Below are 20,212 nucleotides of genomic sequence, written 5' to 3'. Positions count from 1 at the left end.
ACGCGAAAGGAAGACGATGAGTAAATTTGCACGAATATGGCGCGCGTTGCGACGCACGCTACTCCACGCGCTCCCGACCGCTATCGGTATCGTCATCGTGGTTTTTTTCCTGCTGCAGCTGGTGCCCGGCGACGCGGCGGACGTGCTGGCCGGGGAAGCGGGCGGCGGCACCGTGGAAACCCTGGCCCAGATGCGCAGCCAGTTCGGCCTCGACCGGCCGATCCTGTATCAGCTGTACGGCTATCTGAATAATCTGGCGCATTTCAGCTTAGGATTCTCTCCGCGCTATAACGCGCCGGTGACGGAGCTGATCCTGTCGCGCCTGCCGGGCACGCTGTTTCTGATGCTGCTGGCGCAGGCGGCGGCCGTGATGATCGGCGTCGCGCTGGGTACCGTTATGGCGGTCTGGGCGGGCAAATGGCCCGACCGCCTGCTCTCCCTGCTGGCCCTGCTGCTCTACTCCACGCCCGGTTTCTGGATCGGCCTGATGGCGCTGATCCTGTTCTCCGTCCATCTCGACTGGTTGCCGAGCGGCGGCAATATCACCATCGGCGCCGACCTGCGCGGCTGGGACTACGTTCAGGATATGCTGCGGCACGCGGCGCTGCCGGTGCTGGCGTTGAGCAGCTTCTTCATCGCCATCTACGCGCGCCTGACCCGCGCCGCCATACTGGAAATCAGCCGGCAGGATTTCGTGCGCACCGCGCACGCCAAAGGCCTCGCGCCGCTGGCCGTAACCGTGCGCCACGTTCTGCGCTGCGCGCTGCTGCCGATCACCACGGTGGCCGGAATGCATTTCGGCAATCTGCTGGGCGGCGCGGCGGTGGTGGAAACCGTATTCAGCTGGCCGGGGCTTGGCCGTCTGGCGCTGGACGCCGTACTGGCGCGCGACTTTAACGTTCTGCTCGGCGTGCTGCTGCTCTCCGCTTTTCTGGTGATCGTCGCCAACGTTCTGGTCGACCTACTGCAATCCTGGCTCGATCCCCGCATCAAGGTGCATTGATATGAAAAATTCGCTCCCCGAAGGCGCGGCCGCGCCGGCCGGCGATATCGCGACCCGGCGGGAAAAAACCGTCCGCCTGTCGCCGGAACTGCGCGCATTTCTCTCTAATCCGGCCGGTATGGCCGGGCTGGCGCTGCTTCTGCTGGTGCTGTTCATGGCGCTGTCCGCCCCCTTTATTTATCCCGGCGACCCTCTCGATATGGTGGCGCAGCCGTTCCTGTGGCCCGGCCAGAACGCCGACTATCCGCTGGGCACGGACTCCCTGGGGCGCGACGTCGCCGCCGGCATCGTTCACGGCGCGCAGGTGTCGCTGCTGATCGGCTTCAGTTCGGTGCTGGTAAGCCTGCTTATCGGCACGCTGGTGGGCAGCCTGGCCGGCTATTTCGGCGGCCGCGTCGATGACATACTGGTGCATGTCACGGAACTGTTTCAAACTTTCCCGACCTTTCTGTTGGTGGTGGTGCTGGTGGCCATCGGGCAGCCTTCGGTAGCGCTGATCTCCTGCGCCATCGGCATCGCGTCGTGGCCGACCATCGCCCGTCTGGTGCGCGCCGAATTCCGTACGCTGCGCGAAAGCGACTTCGTGCTTGCCGCGCGCAGCCAGGGTTTTTCCAGCCTGCGCATTATCCTGCAAGAGATGCTGCCGAACGCCCTGCCGTCGATCATCGTCACGACCTCCGTGATGGTGGCCTCGGCCATCCTGATTGAATCGGCGCTCTCTTTTCTCGGCTTCGGCGATCCCAATCGCGTCAGTTGGGGCTCGATGATCGGCGCCGGACGCGAATCCCTGCGCACCGCCTGGTATCTGACCGCGCTGCCGGGCTGCCTGCTAGTGCTGACGGTGCTATCGCTCAATCTGGTGGGCGACGCGCTCAATGACGCGCTGAATCCGCGCCTGCGGGAGAGAAACGCATGACGCCGTTACTGGATATTCAGGATCTGCAGGTCGCCTTTCCCGGCCACCAGGCCGTGCGCGGACTGAACTTAACCATTCATCCCGGGGAAACGCTGGCGCTGGTGGGCGAATCCGGCTGCGGCAAGTCGGCCACCGCCCTGTCGCTGATGCGTCTGGTCGCCGAACCCGGACGCATTAACGGTCGTATTCTGTTCGAAGGGCAGGATCTGCTGGCGCTGCCGCCGTCGCGCATGCGCCAGCTGCGCGGCAACGCCATCTCGATGATTTTTCAGGAGCCGATGACCTCGCTCAATCCGGTGCTCACCATCGGGCAGCAGATCGGCGAAACCCTGCGCCTACACCGTTCGCTGTCGCCGGCCGCCGCGCGGGCCAGGGCCATCGAACTACTGGATCTGGTTAAAATTCCCGAACCCGCCCGCCGCGTCGACGACTATCCGCACAACCTGTCGGGCGGCCAGCGTCAGCGGGTGATGATCGCTATGGCCGTGGCCTGTCAGCCCCGCCTGCTGATCGCCGACGAACCGACCACCGCGCTGGACGTCACCATTCAGGCGCAGATCCTCGAACTGCTCGATCGTCTGCGTCATGAGCTGTCGATGAGCCTGCTGCTGATCACCCACGATCTGGGCCTGGTGGCGCGCTGGGCCGACCGGGTCGCCGTGATGTACGCCGGCCGCAAGGTGGAAGAGGCGCCGACGGCGCAGCTATTCGCCGCCCCCGCGCACCGCTATACGCAAGGGCTGCTCGCCACCTCATTGCATATGGAGCAAGACGCGCACTACCACGCCGCCCGGCTGGCGGAGATCCGCCACGGAAACGAGCGCGGCGAGCCGACCTTCACCCTGTTCACGCCGCCGCCGCTGCCGGCGCGCGCGCCCGACCGCTCGGCGCGCCCGCTGTTGTCGTTAAAGGGCGTGCGCACCGAGTACCAAACGGCGCAGGGCCGTACCGCCGCCGTGGATGACGTGTCCCTGGATATTTTCCCCGGCGAAACCCTGGGCCTGGTGGGCGAATCCGGCTGCGGCAAATCCACGCTGTCGAAAACCATTCTACGCCTGCTGCCGGCGGCGCAGGGGCGGATAATCCTCGAAGGCCGGGATATCACCCGGCTGAAGGAGTCGCGGTTGCGACAGCTGCGGCGCCAGGTGCAGATGATCTTTCAGGATCCCTACGCTTCGCTCAATCCGCGCCACGATATCGCCCATATTCTGGAAACGCCGCTGATCGTGCATGGCATCGGCGATAAGCGCGAACGCCGGCGGCTGATTCGTCAGATGGCCGATCGCGTCGGCCTGCCGCAAAGCAGCCTGACGCGCTTTCCGCACGAGTTTTCCGGCGGCCAGCGCCAGCGCATCGGTATCGCCCGGGCGCTGATCGTGCGGCCCCGACTGGTCATCTGCGACGAGCCGGTCTCCGCCCTCGACGTCTCGATCCAGGCGCAAATCCTGAACCTGCTGGTTGAACTGAAAAACGACATGGGGCTGTCGCTGCTGTTCATTTCTCACGATTTGGCCGTGGTGCGCTATATCGCCGACAGAGTGATGGTCATGCAGCATGGACGCTGCGTGGAGAGCGGCGATCACCGTCAAATCTGGCGCCAGCCGCAGCACCCCTACACCCGGCTGCTTATCGACGCGGTGCCCAAAGGGCTGCGCAACGCGGTGGCGCCGCGGCAGGCCGACGCATAAACATCCACCGGAGTTTTCGTCATGAATTTAGGCATTGAAGGTAAAAAAGCGCTGGTGTGGGGCGGCAACCGGGGGTTGGGCAAAGCCGCGGCGCTGCAGCTGGCGCGCGAAGGCGTGCAGGTGACCCTGCTGGCCAGAACCGCCTCCAGTTTGCAGCAGGCGCAGCAGGAGATCCGGCGGCTCAGCGGGCTGACGCCGGCGGTATTGGCCGCCGATATCACCACGGAGCAGGGCCGCAACGCCGTGCTGGCGCTCTGCCCGCAGCCGGATATTTTGATTAATAACGCCAGCGGTCCCGCCCCCGGCGATTTCCGCCAGTGGGATCGCCGGCAGTGGCTGTCGGCGCTCGACAGCATGATGCTCGGCCCGATCGAAATGATGCGCCTGACCGTCGACGGCATGGCGGCGCGCGGCTTCGGACGCATCGTCAATATCACGTCGCGCAGCGTTAAAACGCCCCAGCTGGAGCTGGGCCTCTCCAACAGCGCCCGCTGCGGCCTGACCGGTTTCGTCGCCGGACTGTCGCGCACCGTGGTCCGGCATAACGTCACCATCAACAATATTCTGCCCGGCATCTTCGCAACCGAAGGACAGTGGCAACACATTCAGGCTCTGGCGCAACAGAGCGGCCGCGATAGCGAACAGATCCGCCGGGAACGCGCCGCAGGCAACCCGGCGCTGCGCTACGGCGAGCCGGAGGAGTTCGGCGCCGCCTGCGCCTTTTTGTGTTCGCGCCAGGCCGGATTTATCACCGGGCAGAATCTGCTTATCGACGGCGGCGGCTACCCCGGCACCTTTTAGCCGCGGGAGCCTGAAGAGGAGACACCATGGAACCCTGGGATGAAACCGCCTTACGGGACATATTGCCGGAGCTGGTGGCGATTCGCCGCCGTATCCACCGGCACCCGGAGATCGGCTTCGAAGAGTTCGTCACGGCGCGGCTGGTGGCCGAAAAACTGCGCGCCTGGGGGCTGACGGTCGCCGCCGGCATCGGCGGCACCGGCGTGGTGGGCACGCTGAACGGCCGCTATCCCGGCGATGACGCCATCGGTCTGCGCGCCGATATGGATGCGTTATATATCGAAGAGCGGACCGGCCTGCCCTACGCTTCCGCGCACCCCGGCAAGATGCATGCCTGCGGGCACGACGGCCACACCGCCATGCTGCTGGGGGCGGCCTATACGCTGGCCCGCCGTCCCGATTTCGCCGGCACGGCGCACTTTATCTTTCAGCCCGCCGAAGAGGGGCTGGGCGGCGCGCCGGCCATGTTGAACGACGGCCTGCTGACGCGTTTTCCCTGCCGCCGCCTGTTTGGCCTGCATAACAAACCCGGCATTCCGTTGGGCGACTTCGCCATCCGCGCCGGCGCCATGCTGTGCGCCAGCGACGTCTGGAAAGTGGTTTTTCACGGCACGGGCGGCCACGGCGGCTCCGGCGCGCACCTGTCCATCGACCCGACGCTGCCCGCCGCGCAATTCATCACCGCGCTGCAAAGCGTCGTCAGCCGCAACGTCCCGGCGATGGATGCCGCCGTACTCAGCGTCGGGCACCTTTGCGGCGGCAACGGCGACGCGCCGAACGTCATTCCCGACCGGGTGACCGTACAAGGCACCGGGCGCAGCTTTTCGCCGGCCGTCAGGGAGGTGATGGCGGAGCGCCTTAAGGCGCTGGCGCGGCACTGCGCCGAATGCTTCGGCGCCCGTGCGGAGGCGAGCTACGACCGCCAATACCCGCCGCTGGTCAATCACCCGGAGATGACGCTGCGGGCCACCAAGGCGGCCGTCCGCACGGCCGGAACGGCGGGCCGCGTCAATGACGCGATGACGCCGCTGCTGGGCGCGGAGGATTTCGCCTACATGCTGGAGCAGCGTCCCGGCGCATTTATGATGGTCGGCAACGGCGCGGGGGCGAATGAACATCCCCTGCACACGCCTCGCTACGATTTCAACGACGCGTTGATCCCCATCGGCGTACGCTACTGGGTGACGCTGGTCCGTCAGGAACTGACGCCTATTTCGCATCAAACAGGGAAATAACCATGAAAGTAATAGTGCTCGGCGCCGGCGTGATCGGCGTGACCACCGCCTGGTATCTGCATCGGCAGGGATTCGACGTCGAACTTATCGACCGCCGGCCCGACGCGGGGCTGGAGGCCAGCTTCGCCAACGCCGGCGGCGTGTGTCCCGGCTTCGCCGGTCCTTGGGCCGCGCCCGGTATGATGACAAAGGCCCTTCGCTGGCTGTTCGAACCGCAAGCGCCGCTGAAATGGCGTCCCCGCCTGGATGCGGAGCAGTGGCGCTGGCTGTGGCGCTTCGCCCGCGAATGCCGGCTCGAACGCTACCGGACAAACAAGGCCCGCATGCAGCGCATCGCGCACTACAGCCAACGCTGCCTGAAGGAGCTGCGGGAGGAGAGCGGCATCCAATACCACCAGCAGGCGCTGGGCGTGCTGCAACTGTTCAGCACTCCGCAGGAGTTGGAGATGGCCGATCAGGCATCCCGCGTACTGACAAGTTTCGGCGTCGAACACCGCATCGTGGACGCCGCGGGCGTCAGGGCCATCGAACCGGCGCTGGCGCACTCCGCCGTTTCGCTCACCGGCGGGCTGCACCTGCCGGGGGACGAGACCGGCGACTGCGCCCTGTTCACCCGCGAACTGGCGCGGCATTTGCAACAACGGGGGGTACGCTTCCATTTCAACACCGCGATCGCCGGCCTGATCCGCGACGGACGCCGGCACTCTATCATCGGCGTCGAGACCGATCGCGGCCCGATCGCGGCGGACGCGGCGGTGGTCGCGCTGGGCTGCGACGCCGCCCGGCTGGTCAGGCCGCTGGGCATCCGGCTGCCGATCTACCCGGTCAAAGGCTATTCCGTCACGCTGGATATCGCGAATCCCGATGCGGCGCCCCGCTCGGCGGTAATGCTTGAATCGCGCAAGGTGATGATCGCCCGGCTGGGCGACCGGCTGCGCGTGGCCGGCATCGCCGAAGTGGCCGACTTCTCCACCCGGCCGAATAACAAGGCGTGCGCCTTCGTCGCCGACGTCGCCAGGGCGCTATTTCCCAACGCCGGCGATTATCGCCATTTGGCGTCGTGGTGCGGCCTGCGCCCGATGACGCCGGACGGCCCCGGCTATCTGGGAAAAACCCCGTTCGCCGGGCTGTTTCTGGCCTGCGGCCAGGGCTCCAACGGCTGGACCCAGGCGGCGGGCGTCGGAAGGCTGGTGGCGGACGCCGTCGCCGGCCGGCCGTCGGATATCGATCTGGCGGGACTCACGCTGGCGCGCCGCCGCTGACGCGGGGATGGCGGCGAAGAAAAGGATTGCGCCGAATCCGTCGTCCCCGCGGCCAGTAGGCGGGGACGACGGGATAAGATACAGGGATGACGGAATTGCCGGCGCTATGCGCCAAGGACGGCGCCGGAGCTGACGGCCTCGGCGCCGGGAAAGACGCGCTTAAACAGACCAGCCATATTTTTCGGCCAGCCCCAGTTGTTTAACCACCTCGACGCCGCGCTGCAACGCCTCGCCCTGAAGATCGCTCAGCGGACGGCGCAGACTGCCCGCCGGCAGGCCGACCGCCTTCATCAGCGATTTCACCGCAACCGGGTTGATGGCCGAATAGGTGTAGTGCAGCAGCGGCAAAAGATGTTGATAGGCCGCGCGGAAGCGCGCCGCATCGCCCGGTTCGCGCCAGGGACGGGAGATCTCGGCCAGTTCGGCGGGCGCGATGTTGCCTGTCATATTCGCCGTGCCGTGCCCGCCCAGCGACATCGTCGGCACCACCAATCCCAGATTGGGCGAATCGCAGCACATCACGGAGACATTGGGGTTGCCCGCCAGAACCTGCGCCACCTGCCCTACCCGCGTCGTGGATTCTTTATGAATGACGTAGTTGGGATGCTTAAAAATACGCAATAGCGAATTCCAGTGCAGATCGGTCTTTACCCGCGGAGGATTATTATAGATTCCCAGAGGTAAATCCGTCGCGTCCGCGATCTCAAGAAAGTAGCGTTCAATATCCTCTTCGCCGGCGCAAATATAGGCAGGAGCGGCCAGAATAGCGCCATCGGCCCCCTGGTCCCTGGCATAGCGCACATAATCGATACTGGTATCGGTATTATTTCCCGTGCAACCGTAAAATATTTTCATCCCGCCGGTTTTAAATTGCGCCGTACGCCGGATAATTTCTTTTCTCTCCTCGGGAGAGAGCATGGAAACCTCTCCCGTCGATCCCATAATCAATACCGCCGACGTGCCGTTGCTTTCCTGAAAATGCAACAGGGTGCGAAACGCTTCATAGTCCACCGAACCGTTTTCATTAAAAGGGGTAATAACGGCCACGAATGACCCGGTAATTAAGTCGTTACTCATCGCGCTCTCCTACATACGAATAAATACGTTTTCGCCATCATTTCAGGCACGCTCCCCCAGCGGCGGCGCATTAAAGCCCGCCGCCGCAAAACGCAGTAAATTGGCCAACACTTCATCATCGTCGTCGCTGTTGCACAGCCCGCGGGAGAGTACGGCCAGCCGCCCGGACTGCGGATCGGAGTCCGCAAGCACATGCATGGCCGCGCCGCGCGCGAACTCATAGCGCCAGACGATCTCGGCCCGCGATAGCTGCGGCGCCGCGCGTTCGAAAGCCGCGAAAAAACGGGCGGCGACATGATCAAACTTATCCGAAACCAGCGCGGTGACGGACTCCCGCGGCGCGGCGCGCAGATGCTGCAGCAGCCGGACGGCGATGCGCCCGCCGTCCGGGGCGCGCGCCGTCTTGACCAGCGGCCGGAGCAACGCTTCCAGCAGCGCCTCGACCGGCGGCGCCTCGTGTCGGTATTGCTCCTCGACCGCATCCAGCAAACGGAGACGCATGGCGTTCAGCGGATCCAGCACCGCGTTCAAGACCGCCTTGAGAAGCCCCTCCTTCGAACCGAAGTAATAGTTCACCGCGGCGATATTGACGCGCGTCGCCTCGGTAATTTCACGAATCGTCGTCAGTTCGCCCCCTTTGCTGGCAAAAATAGTGATCGCCTCGTTCAGGATCCTTTGCCTGACGTCAGGCTCCCTGATTTCCGTTTTGGTCGCTGCCACGTTGTGATTCTCCTCAGGAGGTAAATATCAATGTTGTCCGGCGCCGCGCGCGCCGAAACCGATGACACATCATAAAGAGATTAAAACGGTTATTTGAAATGCTTTTTTCAACTTTCCATAGTTGAATTCCGCCGCTACGGGAAAGCAGGCGCAACGATTTGAGAACATTGAGATTATCCGCTCGCGCTTAGGCGAAGGTGTGGCGCGCGGCGTCGGGATTCGTCCGCGAGCGGAGCGTAACCGCCGCATCCGCGCTTATCGCCGGCGGAACGCCGATGATAAGCGGAGACGGCTAAGCCAGCAGCGATCGTTCGGTGTCGATGGCAAACAGGTGGCAATGCGCCATATCGAAGCGCAGCAGCAGGCTATCGTCCGGGGCGACGGCCTTGCCCGGGACGAAGGGAATGCGGGCGATTAGCGTGACGCCGTTGAGTTCAAAGTAGGCAAACTGCTCATTTCCCATCGACTCGACCACATTAACCCTGGCGGCGATGGCGTCGCGCGCCTGCGCGGCGGAAACCACCGCCAGGTGTTCCGGGCGTAGCCCCAACCAAACGCGCTGTCCGGCATAATGCGCCACACGCTGCGCCTTGTCCGGCGGCAGCGTTAATTCCGTGCCGTCATCGAGCCGGATACGCGCCTGCGCGCCGGCGGAGACCAGTAGCCCGCGGAGCATGTTCATCGCCGGCGAGCCGATAAAACCGGCGACGAAGCGATTGGCGGGGCGTTGATACAGATTCATCGGCGTATCCACCTGCATGACGCGCCCCTGGTTCAGCACGCAGATGCGATCGCCCAGCGTCATCGCCTCCACCTGATCGTGGGTCACGTAAATCATGGTGGCGTTCTGCCCTTCGCGCTTCAGCGAATTGTGCAGCCGGGCGATGCTGACGCGGGTGGAGACCCGCAGTCGGGCGTCCAGGTTGGAGAGCGGCTCATCGAACAGGAAGACCTCCGGTTTTCGCACCATGGCGCGCCCCAGCGCCACCCGCTGCCGCTGTCCGCCCGACATCTCCCCCGGTTTATTGTTCAGCAGATGGGCGATCTCCAGCGCATGCGCCGCTTCCTGTATGCGCCGGTCGATCTCCGCCTTCGGCAGTTTTTGCTGCTTCAGGCCGAACGCCATATTTTCGTAAACCGACATATGCGGATAGAGGGCGTAGTTCTGGAAGACCATGGCGATGCCGCGATCTTTGGGCGCCAGATGATTGACCCGCCGCCCGCCGATGGCGATTTCGCCTTCGCTGATCTCCTCAAGCCCGGCGATCATCCGCAGAATGGTCGATTTGGCGCAGCCGGACGGACCGACAAAGACCATAAACTCCCCCTCTTCGATACTCAGATCGATGCCATGCACCGCCTTATATCCGTTAGGGTAGACTTTCTCTACGCCGCGCAGCGCTACTCCAGCCATGCTTGTTCCCCCTCTTTATGCGCCAGCCGCCGGAGCAGGCCGGCGTTAACATCCGCCACCGACGCCAGAATCATATCCGCATAAGGCGCCAGCTCCTCCCGGGTGGCGGCGCCGGTCAGCACCCCGACGCGTTTGGCGCCGGCGTTGCGCCCGAATAACATATCGGAAACGGTGTCGCCGAAAATCACCACCTCGCCGACGGCAAGATCGCAGCGGGCGCAGAAGCGCTGGAGCAGTGCGGGCGCGGGCTTAGGCGCGACGTCGCCGTCGGAATAGCCGATATAGTCGAACAGGGGATAAAGCCCCGCTTGCTTCAGGCTAAAGAGGGTGGCGTCTTTGCTGTCCGCCGTCGCCACGCCCAGCTTGAAGCCCCGCGCTTTCAGCACCGCCAGCTTCTCTTTTACGCCCGGCAGGGCGCGGATTGACGCCGGATTGCCCGCGACCTGAGCGTTGAACAGCCCCTTTACCTCCCGGGTAAACGGCGCGAGGCCGCCGCCGGGCGCCATCATCCGGTGCCATTCCCGCGCGATATCCTCCGTCGGATGCGCGGCGAGCAGCCCCTGGCTGGCGATGCGATCGCCCGCCGCGCCGATCGCCGCCAGCAAGGCCGGTCCGGTAGCGGCGGCGTCCGGATACCGTTGCAGCAGACGCGCCGCCACCGCGCGCGCGACCTGGAGCCACATGGCGTGAAACTCCAGCAAGGTACCGTCCTTATCGAAGAGTAATCCTTTAAATCTCATGGCGATTCATCATCTCCAGCAGTTCGCCCCAGGTCTGCGCCGCGGGTTGGCCGAATACGGCGGCGTTACGGTTATAAACCGGGTTGATCAGCGCCTCGAACTCCCGGCCGCGGCCGTCGCCGTCGGCGCGACGGATATCGACCCGCGCCCAGGCGCGCCGGCGCAGATCCGCCGAAAAACGCACCGGTTCTTGCCCCAACGCATAGCGGCCGACGCACTCGCCGTCGATGACGCATTCGGCGACATAAGAGCGCGTCGTGTCCGCCACCGCCAGCCGGTACTCGACCCTATCGTCGCCGACGCTATCGCCCGGCAGCAGGGCGCCGTCGTTGATGGCGAAAGCCAACCGGCAGCGGCGTTCGAGATAAACGCGCCCCTGACGCAGCCCGCGCAGAATGGCGTCGCCGCTCAGCTCCGGCGCATAGACGAAGGTTGCGGGATCGCCGTAGATCGACGGCTCCGTCGCGTTTGGATTACGCTCGTCGGGCGTCAAATGAGAATCGCTGCCGCCGACGGCTGTGATGCGCCAACCGGCGTTCCACATGGCGCTAAGCACCTGCAGAGCATCATCGGCGGATTGCGGCGAGGTGGACCAGGTCGGATCGCAGCACACTTCCAGCGAGTTAACCCGATGGAGCGGCATCTCGCGGTACAGCCAGTGCCACGGCTTCATCATCGGATGGTTGATGCTGATATTGCCGCGCCCGGACGCGGCCAGCGCCAGTCCGCGCGCGATCAGCGCCTCGCTCGAATAGGCCAGGCCATTCATATCCAGGCCGCGCTCCGGCCCGTGCACGTTAAAGTGCCCCAGATCGGTGGTGACTTCGATACCGGGCAGGATCAGCGCGTTGTCCATCAGCGGCAGTTCGGCATGGCACAGGTTGTGCTCGGTCAGGAAAAAAAAGTCCAGCCGCTGGCGCGCTACGATATCCACCACGGCGTCCAGCGCGTTATGGCCGTCCGAAAGCACGCTGTGGGCGTGCAGATCGCCGCGATACCAGCGGGTTTCGCGGCGCTTGACCGCGCCGTAGTCGAAAACGACCCGATTAGCGGTATTGAGCGCCGGTACGGTCGGCAGCCCGATACTCTGCGGCTCGGCGTCAAATTCAATCCGGATGCGATACGGCAGCGGGTCGGGGTTGCGCATTTCCCCGAACAATTGATAAATATGCAGCCGCCACTCCCCCGCGACGATCTCGCCTTTGAAACCGCCTGACGAAGCGCTCTCGCGGCCGATAACCAGCCGCTTTGGCTGTTTTTCCAGCAGAATGTTGGCCCGTATGCGCCCCTGCGGATCGTACAGGTAGGCGTAAATCAGCCCTTTTTTGCCGGTGCTCCCCTGCAGGGCGATGCCGCCGGCGGCGGCGGGCACGGTGAAAGAGAAGCTCTGGTGTCCGAAGCCCAGTTCGCCGTTGAAATTCATCATCAATGATTCCCGTGCAGACAATACGATTATATAGCGGCGGCGTGCCGCCGCCTTTCCATCAGGGACGGTTGGCGCGATCCAGCGCGCGCTGCGCGCTTTTGGCCGCCTGTTGCAGCGCCTTTTGCGCCGGAACATTTTCAATCTCTATCTGGTCCGCGGCGATCGCCAGCGCATCGAGGATCTTGCCGCCGGTAGGATCGAGGAAATCCGGGGTGGCGGAACCGGCCTGCGTTAAGGGCACCAGCGCCTGAGGATTCTTATCGGTATAGGCTTTGTAGCCGGGGTCCGCCGTCACGCTGTTGCGCACGGGAATATAGCCGGTAAACATCGACCAGCGGGCGGTATTGGCCGCCTTGGTGTAATAACGGATAAAGGCGAAGGCGCCCTGCGCCGCTTTGTCGTCCGTTCCTTTAGGCAGCACGAACTCCAGCGCGCCGGCCTGCGGCGCGGACGGATTCGCCCCCCATCCCGGCTGCGGCGCCGCGGCGATTTTCGCGAAGTCCAGATCGCCCTGATCGCCTGAGGAGCCGGTATAGCCCAGCGCCCGGCCCTTCATCACGTCATCGATGGTTTTATACCAATATTCCCAACCCTGGCCGCCGTGGTGAATACGCATAATTTTGTCTTCGTGAATCCACTTTCTGAAACCTTCAAACACTTCCACCCAGGCCGGAGAGTCGATCAGCACTTTTTTACCGTCGTCGCTAAGCACCTCGGCGCCGTTGGAGAACGCCGCATCGATCAGGTTGCCGTTGCCCCACATCGGCTCCCAGCCGTAAAAAACGGTCTCGCCGCGGGCGTCGCGCCGAGCGGCCTTGGCGGCGACTGCGGACAGCCCCTGCCAGGTTTTCAAGCTGTCGGCCCTAAAGCCGAGATCGGCCAGCATCTGCCTGTTGTAGTACAGCACCTGCGTGGTGCCGTAGGCCGGGATGGCGTGCACCGAACCGTCGGCGTCGGTGACCTGACGGCGAAACGCGGCGACGAAATCGGCGAAATTGAACTCCGCGTCCATGTACGGCCGCAAATCCCGCAGCACGCCGCGCCGCGCCAGCGTTTTGCCGGTGACCGAGTTCACCAGCGCCAGCGACGGCGCCGTTTTAGAGGCTAACCCCGCCTGCAGTTTTTGAAAGGTTTCCTGGTAATCCCCCTGTAGCGCGCCTTTAATTTCATACTCATCCTGATTTTGGTTGAACTCAGCGATGAGATCTTTCATCAACTGCTGCGGCTTGGCGCCGCCGGAATACCAAAAGTTGACTTCGGTTTTCGCCAGCGCCTGCGAGGAAAAACAGAGCGCGCCAAGGACGATTGTCGAACAGACGACTGCTAATTGCGTTTTTTTCATGATGATCACTCTTTTACGCCGTTGTCGGCGATGCCGGATAAGATGATTTTTTGCGCGAAAACAAACAGCAGCAGCAGCGGCAACACCGCGATGGCGCTCGCCGCCATCACCTGCGACCAGTTGAGCCCGTAGTTGCCTTCCGCGATAAAGAACTGGCGGACGCCCGCCGAAATCAGGTTCAGATCCTGTGAGGTGATCACCAGGCCGGGCCACAGGTAACTGTTGTAATTGGTGATGAAGGTGATGAGAAACAGCGTCGCCAGCGCCGCTTTGCATTGCGGCAGCACGATTCTGCCCAGGATTTTCAACTCTCCCGCGCCGTCGATGCGGGCCGCCTCAATCAGCGACGGATGAATCTTCAGGAATACCTGCCGCAAGTAGAAAACGCCGAACACGCTGGCCGCGCTAGAGAACACCAGCCCCATATGCGTATCCAGCAGATTGAAGTGCGACAGAATAATGTAGGCCGGAATATAGGTCACCGCGCCGGGTATCATGTAGCACCCCATCACGATGAAAAACAGCAGCGCGCGGGCGCGGAATTTGAACTGAACGATCGCATAGGCGAACAGCGCCGAATTGACGACGACCAACAGCGTGGTAACCAGCGCGACGCTGAAACTGTTGTAAATATATTGCCCGAACGGCGCGCTCTGCCAGGTATCCGCGAAGGTGGAGAAGCGGATGCGCCGCGGGATCAGATTCAGCGGGCTGCTGAATATTTCGTCGTTGGATTTCAGCGCGCCGGACAGCATCCAGATAAAGGGAAATACCATGATTAGCCCGGTCGCCGTCAGCAACAGATGCTTGCAGACGGTCGCCGCCCGCGGCGCGCGAGATTTTTTCGGCGAGCGGCGCCGTTGCCGGCGGCGCGGCTGCTCCCGCGGCGCGGAGCGCGCGTCCGGAATGAAGATATCGACGGTCATAATGATAGCCTTTAGTAGTAAACCCAGCGTTTGCCGATGACGACGTTGAGGAGCGTGAGCGCGCCGGCGATCAGCAAAATCACCAGCGAGGTCGCGGTCGCCATGCCCATGTCGAACTGCTCGAACGCCTGCTGATAAAACAGATAGAGCAGCGTGCGCGTGCCGCCGCTCGGTCCGCCCTGCGTCAGGATGCGGAACTGATCGAACGCCTGCACCGCGGTAATCATGTTCACCACGGCGAGAAAGAACGTGGTCGGCGAAATCAGCGGCAGCGTAATCCTGAAAAAACGCACCGCCGGGCGGCAGCCGTCGATCAACGAAGCCTCATACAGCGAGCGGGGAATTTTGTTCAGCGCGCCGATATAGAACAGCAGGGTCCACCCCACCGCCTGCCATATCGTCACGATCGTCACCGCCAGCAGCGCGCTGCCGCCGTTTTCCAACCAGGGAACCGGGGCGAACCCCATCTTGCCCAGCAGCAGGTTGGCCAATCCGGCCTTGGTATCGAACACCCAGGACCAGACGATGGACACCGCGACGGTCGGGGTGATCCACGGGGAAAAAATCACCGCCTGGTAGAGGCGGCTGCCGCGAAAATTTTTATGCAGCAGCAGCGCCAGCGACAGTCCCAGCGCCACGGTAGGCAGCGTCACGCCGCAGGCGAATAGCAGGGTGTTGCCCAGCGCCTGTAGAAAATCGTCGCTCTCCAGCATATAGCGGTAATTCTCCAGGCCGACCAGATGGTAATCGGCGGAGATATAATCCCAGTCGGTAAAGCTGATATAGACGCTGACGCAGAATGGAATCAGCCAGAAGGTGACCAGCGGAACCAGCAGCGGCGCGACGAAAAGCAGCACCTGTAACCTTTTCCGCAGTGTGTGAGATTGCATCTTCATCATCTCTCTTCTCAACGTCAGTGCGGCAATACTAGAGCGCGCGTATGACAGTTTTTTGGGGAGAGGCCGTACGTTTTTTAATAATGGGCATTAGAAAAACTTAATCACCAACGGCGGATACATTAAAAAATCGCCGGGAGAGATGTTCAACGTCGCTTGCGACGGCCCGAACGGTGACGGCGGAAAGCCCGTCATAAAAATTTTCCGGCACGGCGCTACGGCGCGGAAATAATCGCATGCTGAAAACGCGCTACTCGACCGCGTCGAGCAGCTCCACCGCATACTGGCTATGCAGCCACTGGCAGAACAAGCTCACTTTCGCCGAGCGGGAATGTTTTGTGATGAGATAATGCCCGGACTCGGACAGCATCGAACCGTTAATCGCCAGCACTACTTCTTTATTTTTTAACGCGTTATGCGCCACAAGGGAACGCACCAGCATCATGCCCGCGCCATGTTTCACCGCCTGCAGAGCGTGCAGAGAGTTGCTGATGGCGATCCGAATATCGGGAGTGACGGGGGAAAGATGGTTGTGCGCCAGCCACTGTAGCCAGCTCTCCTCATAGCCCTTAACCTGCACCGCGGGCAGCCGCCCCAGTTCCCCCTTCGCCAGCGCCTCTTGGTGCCGCGCCTTGAAATCGGGGCTGCACACCATCAGCCAGTGCTCCTGGAACAGCTTTTCCGCCCGCGTGTCGCCGGTTTCGACGAAACCGTTCGTCAGTTCGATATCCGCGTCCTTGCAGGGCTCGCGCGACGGCCAGTCCACCAGATTCAGATCGAGGCGAATAAACGGATAGCGGCAGGTAAAATCGTGCAGTTTCGGGATCAGCCAGTTATGCCCGAACGAGTGGTTGGCGTTGATGGTTAAGATATCCGCCTGCTGGCTATCGCCGAATAGCAGCTGAGTTTGCTGCCGCAGGTGCTGCAGAGAGCCGGCCACCACCGGCAGATATTGCTGCGCCTTGTCGGTTAGCGCGACGCGCTTGTTGCCGCGTTCGAAGAGCGGGCAGCCGAGATAGAGCTCCAGGCTTTTCAACTGCTGGCTGACCGCGGATTGCGTTACGTGCAGTTCGCGGGCGGCGGCGCCGATCGACCCCAGGCGGGCTACCGCTTCGAAGGCCGTCAGGGCGCGTAGGGGGGGAAGCATCGTTAACCGTCCGTTTCTCGTCATTAGCGCTGCAAGCAAAATAAGACGGTAAAATGACTAAAAAATGACATTCTGGATTTCAGGTCATCCGCCCGGCATGCTTTCCCATAGCGCTCCCGGCCGGAGTTCGACAGCGCCGCCCCTTCTCCGACCTCTCCCGCAGGGCAACCCCGGTTACGCCGCCGCGCGGATAGATACGCCTTGCCGTTTAAATGCATGAGTGATACATATATCTATCATCTAATCCCTTACTGAAAGTAGGATCTAATGAACCAATCTGAACTGCGTCTGTTAAATATACTGGGCGCATTCTGCTTCGCGGTTTCCGATCGTATCTCCGCCGCAACCAATGAGGCGCTGGGTATGAACGCGTCGTACCCTTCCGCGCTGGTGCAGATAGGGCTTTTCTCCGACAAGCTGAGCAATTTGCAATCGGCGCTCTCTATGGGGCAATCCGCCGCGACCCGGCTTGTTCAGAAGCTGGAAGAGACGGATCTGGTTTATAAAGCGCGTTCTCCCGACGATAGCCGTTCGGCGACGCTGCATCTTACCGAGCAAGGCGAGCGCGAGATGCGGCGCATTCTACAGGAGAGATACACCACGCTGGAGCAGTTCGTTTCGCCCTTGAGCGGCGATGAAAAAACGGTGTTTTTAAACCTTATTAGCAAAATACTGGAAGGCGCCGTCATCGATCGCCAAACCTCGGATTCCGTCTGCCGGCTTTGCGACCTCAACGCCTGCCCGCAAGATCGCTGCCCCGCGGAGCCCTGCCGATAAAAGCGGCCCCGCTGCACATTAATACCGGATGAAATATGATCTCAAACAGGCATATTAAGGGCGCGGCATTCGCCATTCTGGCCGCCGGGTGTTGGGGCATGGCCCTGGTTATGTCAAAAAGCGTATTGGCGGCCTGTCCGCCCATTCCGCTGCTGCTGTCGCAGCTGGGCGCCAGCGTGCTATTTCTCTGGGTAGTTCTGCTGTTGAAAAAAACGGCGCTCCCCGGCATCAAATCCCTTTTGGGCGTCAGTCTGCTCGGTTTATTAGAGCCTTTTTTAACCTATGTTCTGGTGCTGATAGGACTGACCTATTCCAGAGCCAGCGACGCGGCGCTGCTACAATCCCTGGAGCCGGTATTCATCATCATCATTGGGTTCGTGCTGTTTAAAGAAAGAACGCATAAGCACGTGATCTATTTATCCGCTCTGATGCTTGTCGGTCTGTATTTTTCGCTGGGCGACAGCCTGTCCGGGCTGGTGGACAATGGTTTGCTCGGCAATGCGCTGATTATTGGCGGCATAGTGACGGCGGCATGCTATGTGGTGCTGACGGCGCGCGCCGTCGCCAAGGCCCAGGCAATCGTCATCGTGACCTATCAGCAATCCATTGCGCTGGTCGCCGCGCTATTCGCGTTTATCGTTGAGTCGATTTTTAGCGATGACTCATTTTCCCTCCCGGACGGCGGGATAAGCGTATTGGCGCTCTTTTCCGGCATTCTGCAGTACGCACTCGCGTTTACATTCTTTCTGGCGGCGTTAAAGCACATCAGCGCCGGCCTTACCGGTATGTTTCTAAACCTCATCCCGGTTTTCGGCATTGTAGGCGCCTATCTGTTTCTCGGCGAAAAAATGGAAAACGTTCAGATGGCAGGCAGCGCGATAACCATCGCTACGCTGTTGGCGATGAGCTTTCTATCCGGTAAAGCGGAAGGAAAGCAAACATAGCGCCGGCAAAAAGGAAATGATAATTATTTGCAACCTGGCGCCGGATCTCTATCATTAAATTTTCCCCGTCTGACGGTATCTCTATGACCGATACGTTTCTGGAAACTCCCTGCTGCATCGTCGGCGCAGGGCCGGCCGGGCTGATGCTCGGCTATCTGCTGGCGCGCGCCGGCGTCTCCGTTCTGGTGCTGGAAAAGCATGCCGACTTTTTGCGCGATTTCCGCGGCGATACCATCCATCCCTCCACGCTGGAAATCATGGCGCGCCTGGATCTGCTGGCACCGCTGTTGCGCTTGCCGCATCAGCGGGTCGAAACGCTAATCGGGGAATTCAACGGCAGGCGGATCGTCATGGCCGACTTCAGGCGCCTGCCGTGTCTGTGCCGTTTTATGGCGCTGATGCCGCAATGGGATTTTCTCAATTTTCTGGCGCAGCAGAGCCAGTCGCTGCCGGGATTCCGCCTGCTGCACTCGACGCGGGTGGTGAAAGTTATTCAGGAAGATGGCGCGGTCACGGGCGTGGAGGCGCTGGACGCCGATGGCGGCGCGCTGCGGATCCGCGCCGGGCTGGTGATCGGCACCGACGGCCGCCGGTCGGTGGTGCGCCGAACGGCGGGCCTGACCGGCCGCAGCTTCGGCATGCCGCGGGATGTGCTGTGGATGAAATTGCCCAAAGCGGACGGCGATGAAAACTGGGCCAGCGGGCACGGCGGTCCTAAGAATAATTTCATCATGCTGGATCGGGGCGACTACTGGCAATGCGGCTACAGCATCGCCAAAGGCACCCTTCCCGAGATCAAGCGGCAGGGCCTGCCGGCGCTGCTGCAACGGATCGCGGCCGCATCGCCCGTCGGCGTCGAGCGGCTCTCCTCGGCCGTGCCGGACTGGGAGCATGTTAAATTGCTGGATATTCGCATCGACCGGCTAGATCGCTGGGCGGCGGCGGGCGTTTTGTGCATCGGCGATGCGGCGCACGCCATGTCCCCTATCGGCGGCGTGGGGGTAAACCTCGCCATTCAAGATGCCGTGGCCGCCGCCAACCTTCTGGCCGGGCCGCTGGCGCGCGGACCGGTCGGACTGAACGTACTGAATCGCGTGCAGCGGCGGCGCGAATTTCCCACCCGGATCATCCAGCGCTTGCAGCTAATGATGACCGGCAAAGGAGACTCGCAGCCCCGCGCCGCTGCCCGACGCCCGCCGGCATTGGTGAGATGGATGATCCGCCAACCCTGGCTGCCGCACCTGACCGGGCGCATTATTGGATTGGGATTTCGCCGCGAGCTCCCTCGATTTCCGCGTTAACGCGGCAAGCGGCGATGGCATCGGAATGGAGCGATGCAGGGAAATTGTTCGCATCAGGCGTGCCGAAACCAGCGCTCGCCGAACATAAACAGCGACAGCCCCAGCAGCATTACGCCCATCCCGGCGAATTTCCACCAGTGCACCGGCCGCACCGGCATCTGAATCAGGCCATAATTGTCAATAATCATGCCAGAGGCCAACTGACCGAGAATAAAGAGAAACATGGTGTTGGAGACGCCGAGCTTGGGCGCCAGAAAGATGGAAGTGAACACAAAAGCCGCGCCGATGACGCCGCCGATCCAGCGCCACCACGACTGCTGTCCGATATTCGCCCCCGCGCTATGCCAGTCAGCCTGAATCAACGCCACCGCCAATAGGCACAACCCGCCGATGCCGAATGAAATCAACGCGGCGATAAGCGGTTGACCGCCCACGCCTGCGCTCAACCGGCTGTTGACGGCGGCCTGAATGGATAAACCGGCGCCGCCCGCCAGCGCCATCAACAAATACGCCATATTCATACTTATTCCTTACTTCGATTACACCAACGATCGCCCGGCGCTCATGTCGGACGCCTGCATCGTCGCATCCGGCGAT

The 20,212-nt window shown here is 62.2% G+C and carries 19 protein-coding genes; 9 read left to right on the top strand and 10 right to left on the bottom strand.

The window, feature by feature from the left end; translation table 11 throughout:
- The first annotated feature begins 16 nt into the window (after positions 1–16).
- The 6 genes from VSX58_RS01185 to VSX58_RS01160 are packed head-to-tail and all read left to right on the top strand — an operon-like array spanning position 17 to position 6,905.
- Positions 17–1,003, top strand: coding sequence for an ABC transporter permease (locus VSX58_RS01185; RefSeq protein ID WP_327616433.1), 987 nt, complete (start codon positions 17–19; stop codon positions 1,001–1,003).
- A 1-nt stretch (position 1,004) separates the two neighbouring features.
- Complete coding sequence (locus tag VSX58_RS01180) at positions 1,005–1,919, top strand: ABC transporter permease (protein ID WP_327616432.1); 915 nt, start codon at positions 1,005–1,007, stop codon at positions 1,917–1,919.
- The gene (locus VSX58_RS01175) at positions 1,916–3,607 is read left to right on the top strand and encodes an ABC transporter ATP-binding protein (RefSeq protein WP_327616431.1); all 1,692 of its coding nucleotides are present in this window, start codon (positions 1,916–1,918) and stop codon (positions 3,605–3,607) included. The genes VSX58_RS01180 and VSX58_RS01175 overlap by 4 nt, the downstream gene beginning before the upstream one ends.
- 21 nt (positions 3,608–3,628) lie before the next feature.
- Entirely contained in the window at positions 3,629–4,408 is a 780-nt protein-coding gene (locus VSX58_RS01170) for an SDR family oxidoreductase (RefSeq protein ID WP_327616430.1), read from the top strand.
- Between the two features lie 26 nt (positions 4,409–4,434).
- Complete coding sequence (locus VSX58_RS01165; RefSeq protein ID WP_327616429.1) at positions 4,435–5,643, top strand: amidohydrolase; 1,209 nt, start codon at positions 4,435–4,437, stop codon at positions 5,641–5,643.
- 2 nt (positions 5,644–5,645) lie between these two features.
- The gene (locus VSX58_RS01160) at positions 5,646–6,905 is read left to right on the top strand and encodes a D-amino acid dehydrogenase (RefSeq protein ID WP_327616428.1); all 1,260 of its coding nucleotides are present in this window, start codon (positions 5,646–5,648) and stop codon (positions 6,903–6,905) included.
- Between the two features lie 159 nt (positions 6,906–7,064).
- Here the strand turns inward: VSX58_RS01160 and VSX58_RS01155 are convergent, their stop codons facing one another.
- From VSX58_RS01155 to VSX58_RS01115, 9 genes are all read right to left on the bottom strand, one after another.
- Entirely contained in the window at positions 7,065–7,982 is a 918-nt protein-coding gene (locus VSX58_RS01155) for a 4-hydroxy-tetrahydrodipicolinate synthase family protein (protein ID WP_327616427.1), read from the bottom strand.
- Between the two features lie 42 nt (positions 7,983–8,024).
- Entirely contained in the window at positions 8,025–8,702 is a 678-nt protein-coding gene (locus VSX58_RS01150) for a TetR family transcriptional regulator (RefSeq protein WP_327616426.1), read from the bottom strand.
- Positions 8,703–8,994: 292 nt separating this feature from the next.
- Complete coding sequence (locus tag VSX58_RS01145) at positions 8,995–10,116, bottom strand: ABC transporter ATP-binding protein (RefSeq protein ID WP_327616425.1); 1,122 nt, start codon at positions 10,114–10,116, stop codon at positions 8,995–8,997.
- A complete protein-coding gene (locus VSX58_RS01140; RefSeq protein WP_327616424.1) occupies positions 10,104–10,856 on the bottom strand; it encodes an HAD family hydrolase in 753 nt (250 codons plus the stop codon). The genes VSX58_RS01145 and VSX58_RS01140 overlap by 13 nt, the downstream gene beginning before the upstream one ends.
- Positions 10,846–12,282 carry a CehA/McbA family metallohydrolase gene (locus VSX58_RS01135; RefSeq protein WP_327616423.1) on the bottom strand — a complete coding sequence of 479 codons (1,437 nt, stop codon included), beginning with the start codon at positions 12,280–12,282 and terminating at the stop codon, positions 10,846–10,848. The genes VSX58_RS01140 and VSX58_RS01135 overlap by 11 nt, the downstream gene beginning before the upstream one ends.
- 58 nt (positions 12,283–12,340) lie before the next feature.
- Positions 12,341–13,624 carry an extracellular solute-binding protein gene (locus VSX58_RS01130; RefSeq protein ID WP_327616422.1) on the bottom strand — a complete coding sequence of 428 codons (1,284 nt, stop codon included), beginning with the start codon at positions 13,622–13,624 and terminating at the stop codon, positions 12,341–12,343.
- 5 nt (positions 13,625–13,629) lie between these two features.
- The gene (locus VSX58_RS01125; RefSeq protein WP_327616421.1) at positions 13,630–14,550 is read right to left on the bottom strand and encodes a carbohydrate ABC transporter permease; all 921 of its coding nucleotides are present in this window, start codon (positions 14,548–14,550) and stop codon (positions 13,630–13,632) included.
- Positions 14,551–14,561: 11 nt separating this feature from the next.
- A complete protein-coding gene (locus tag VSX58_RS01120; protein ID WP_327616420.1) occupies positions 14,562–15,440 on the bottom strand; it encodes a carbohydrate ABC transporter permease in 879 nt (292 codons plus the stop codon).
- 256 nt (positions 15,441–15,696) lie between these two features.
- Positions 15,697–16,593, bottom strand: coding sequence for a LysR substrate-binding domain-containing protein (locus tag VSX58_RS01115; RefSeq protein WP_327616419.1), 897 nt, complete (start codon positions 16,591–16,593; stop codon positions 15,697–15,699).
- A 267-nt stretch (positions 16,594–16,860) separates the two neighbouring features.
- On the opposite strand from VSX58_RS01115, the gene VSX58_RS01110 reads away from it, so the two are divergent.
- The 3 genes from VSX58_RS01110 (at position 16,861) to VSX58_RS01100 (ending at position 19,615) form a co-directional block, all read left to right on the top strand.
- Complete coding sequence (locus VSX58_RS01110; RefSeq protein ID WP_327616418.1) at positions 16,861–17,370, top strand: MarR family winged helix-turn-helix transcriptional regulator; 510 nt, start codon at positions 16,861–16,863, stop codon at positions 17,368–17,370.
- 35 nt (positions 17,371–17,405) lie between these two features.
- Positions 17,406–18,314, top strand: a complete 909-nt coding sequence (locus VSX58_RS01105; RefSeq protein ID WP_327616417.1) for a DMT family transporter — start codon at positions 17,406–17,408, stop codon at positions 18,312–18,314.
- A gap of 83 nt (positions 18,315–18,397) precedes the next feature.
- Positions 18,398–19,615, top strand: coding sequence for an FAD-dependent oxidoreductase (locus tag VSX58_RS01100; RefSeq protein WP_327616416.1), 1,218 nt, complete (start codon positions 18,398–18,400; stop codon positions 19,613–19,615).
- A 53-nt stretch (positions 19,616–19,668) separates the two neighbouring features.
- On the opposite strand, the gene VSX58_RS01095 is transcribed toward VSX58_RS01100, so the two are convergent.
- Positions 19,669–20,136, bottom strand: a complete 468-nt coding sequence (locus VSX58_RS01095; RefSeq protein WP_327616415.1) for a DMT family transporter — start codon at positions 20,134–20,136, stop codon at positions 19,669–19,671.
- Positions 20,137–20,212 lie beyond the last annotated feature (76 nt).

Source organism: Brenneria populi (assembly GCF_036016195.1).
Lineage (GTDB): Bacteria > Pseudomonadota > Gammaproteobacteria > Enterobacterales > Enterobacteriaceae > Brenneria > Brenneria populi.
Note: the sequence above shows the minus strand (reverse complement) of the source record. Positions and strands in the feature narration are given on the sequence as shown.

Bases quoted from the DNA above. Each gene is read 5' to 3' on its own strand.
- VSX58_RS01175 (WP_327616431.1), top strand. From the start codon at position 1,916: ATGACGCCGTTACTGGATATTCAGGATCTGCAGGTCGCCTTTCCCGGC.
- VSX58_RS01160 (WP_327616428.1), top strand. From the start codon at position 5,646: ATGAAAGTAATAGTGCTCGGCGCCGGCGTGATCGGCGTGACCACCGCC.
- VSX58_RS01120 (WP_327616420.1), bottom strand. From the start codon at position 15,440: ATGCAATCTCACACACTGCGGAAAAGGTTACAGGTGCTGCTTTTCGTC.
- VSX58_RS01130 (WP_327616422.1), bottom strand. From the start codon at position 13,624: ATGAAAAAAACGCAATTAGCAGTCGTCTGTTCGACAATCGTCCTTGGC.
- VSX58_RS01165 (WP_327616429.1), top strand. From the start codon at position 4,435: ATGGAACCCTGGGATGAAACCGCCTTACGGGACATATTGCCGGAGCTG.
- VSX58_RS01125 (WP_327616421.1), bottom strand. From the start codon at position 14,550: ATGACCGTCGATATCTTCATTCCGGACGCGCGCTCCGCGCCGCGGGAG.
- VSX58_RS01115 (WP_327616419.1), bottom strand. From the start codon at position 16,593: ATGCTTCCCCCCCTACGCGCCCTGACGGCCTTCGAAGCGGTAGCCCGC.
- VSX58_RS01185 (WP_327616433.1), top strand. From the start codon at position 17: ATGAGTAAATTTGCACGAATATGGCGCGCGTTGCGACGCACGCTACTC.
- VSX58_RS01135 (WP_327616423.1), bottom strand. From the start codon at position 12,282: ATGATGAATTTCAACGGCGAACTGGGCTTCGGACACCAGAGCTTCTCT.
- VSX58_RS01140 (WP_327616424.1), bottom strand. From the start codon at position 10,856: ATGAGATTTAAAGGATTACTCTTCGATAAGGACGGTACCTTGCTGGAG.
- VSX58_RS01105 (WP_327616417.1), top strand. From the start codon at position 17,406: ATGATCTCAAACAGGCATATTAAGGGCGCGGCATTCGCCATTCTGGCC.
- VSX58_RS01145 (WP_327616425.1), bottom strand. From the start codon at position 10,116: ATGGCTGGAGTAGCGCTGCGCGGCGTAGAGAAAGTCTACCCTAACGGA.
- VSX58_RS01100 (WP_327616416.1), top strand. From the start codon at position 18,398: ATGACCGATACGTTTCTGGAAACTCCCTGCTGCATCGTCGGCGCAGGG.
- VSX58_RS01155 (WP_327616427.1), bottom strand. From the start codon at position 7,982: ATGAGTAACGACTTAATTACCGGGTCATTCGTGGCCGTTATTACCCCT.
- VSX58_RS01095 (WP_327616415.1), bottom strand. From the start codon at position 20,136: ATGAATATGGCGTATTTGTTGATGGCGCTGGCGGGCGGCGCCGGTTTA.
- VSX58_RS01110 (WP_327616418.1), top strand. From the start codon at position 16,861: ATGAACCAATCTGAACTGCGTCTGTTAAATATACTGGGCGCATTCTGC.
- VSX58_RS01170 (WP_327616430.1), top strand. From the start codon at position 3,629: ATGAATTTAGGCATTGAAGGTAAAAAAGCGCTGGTGTGGGGCGGCAAC.
- VSX58_RS01180 (WP_327616432.1), top strand. From the start codon at position 1,005: ATGAAAAATTCGCTCCCCGAAGGCGCGGCCGCGCCGGCCGGCGATATC.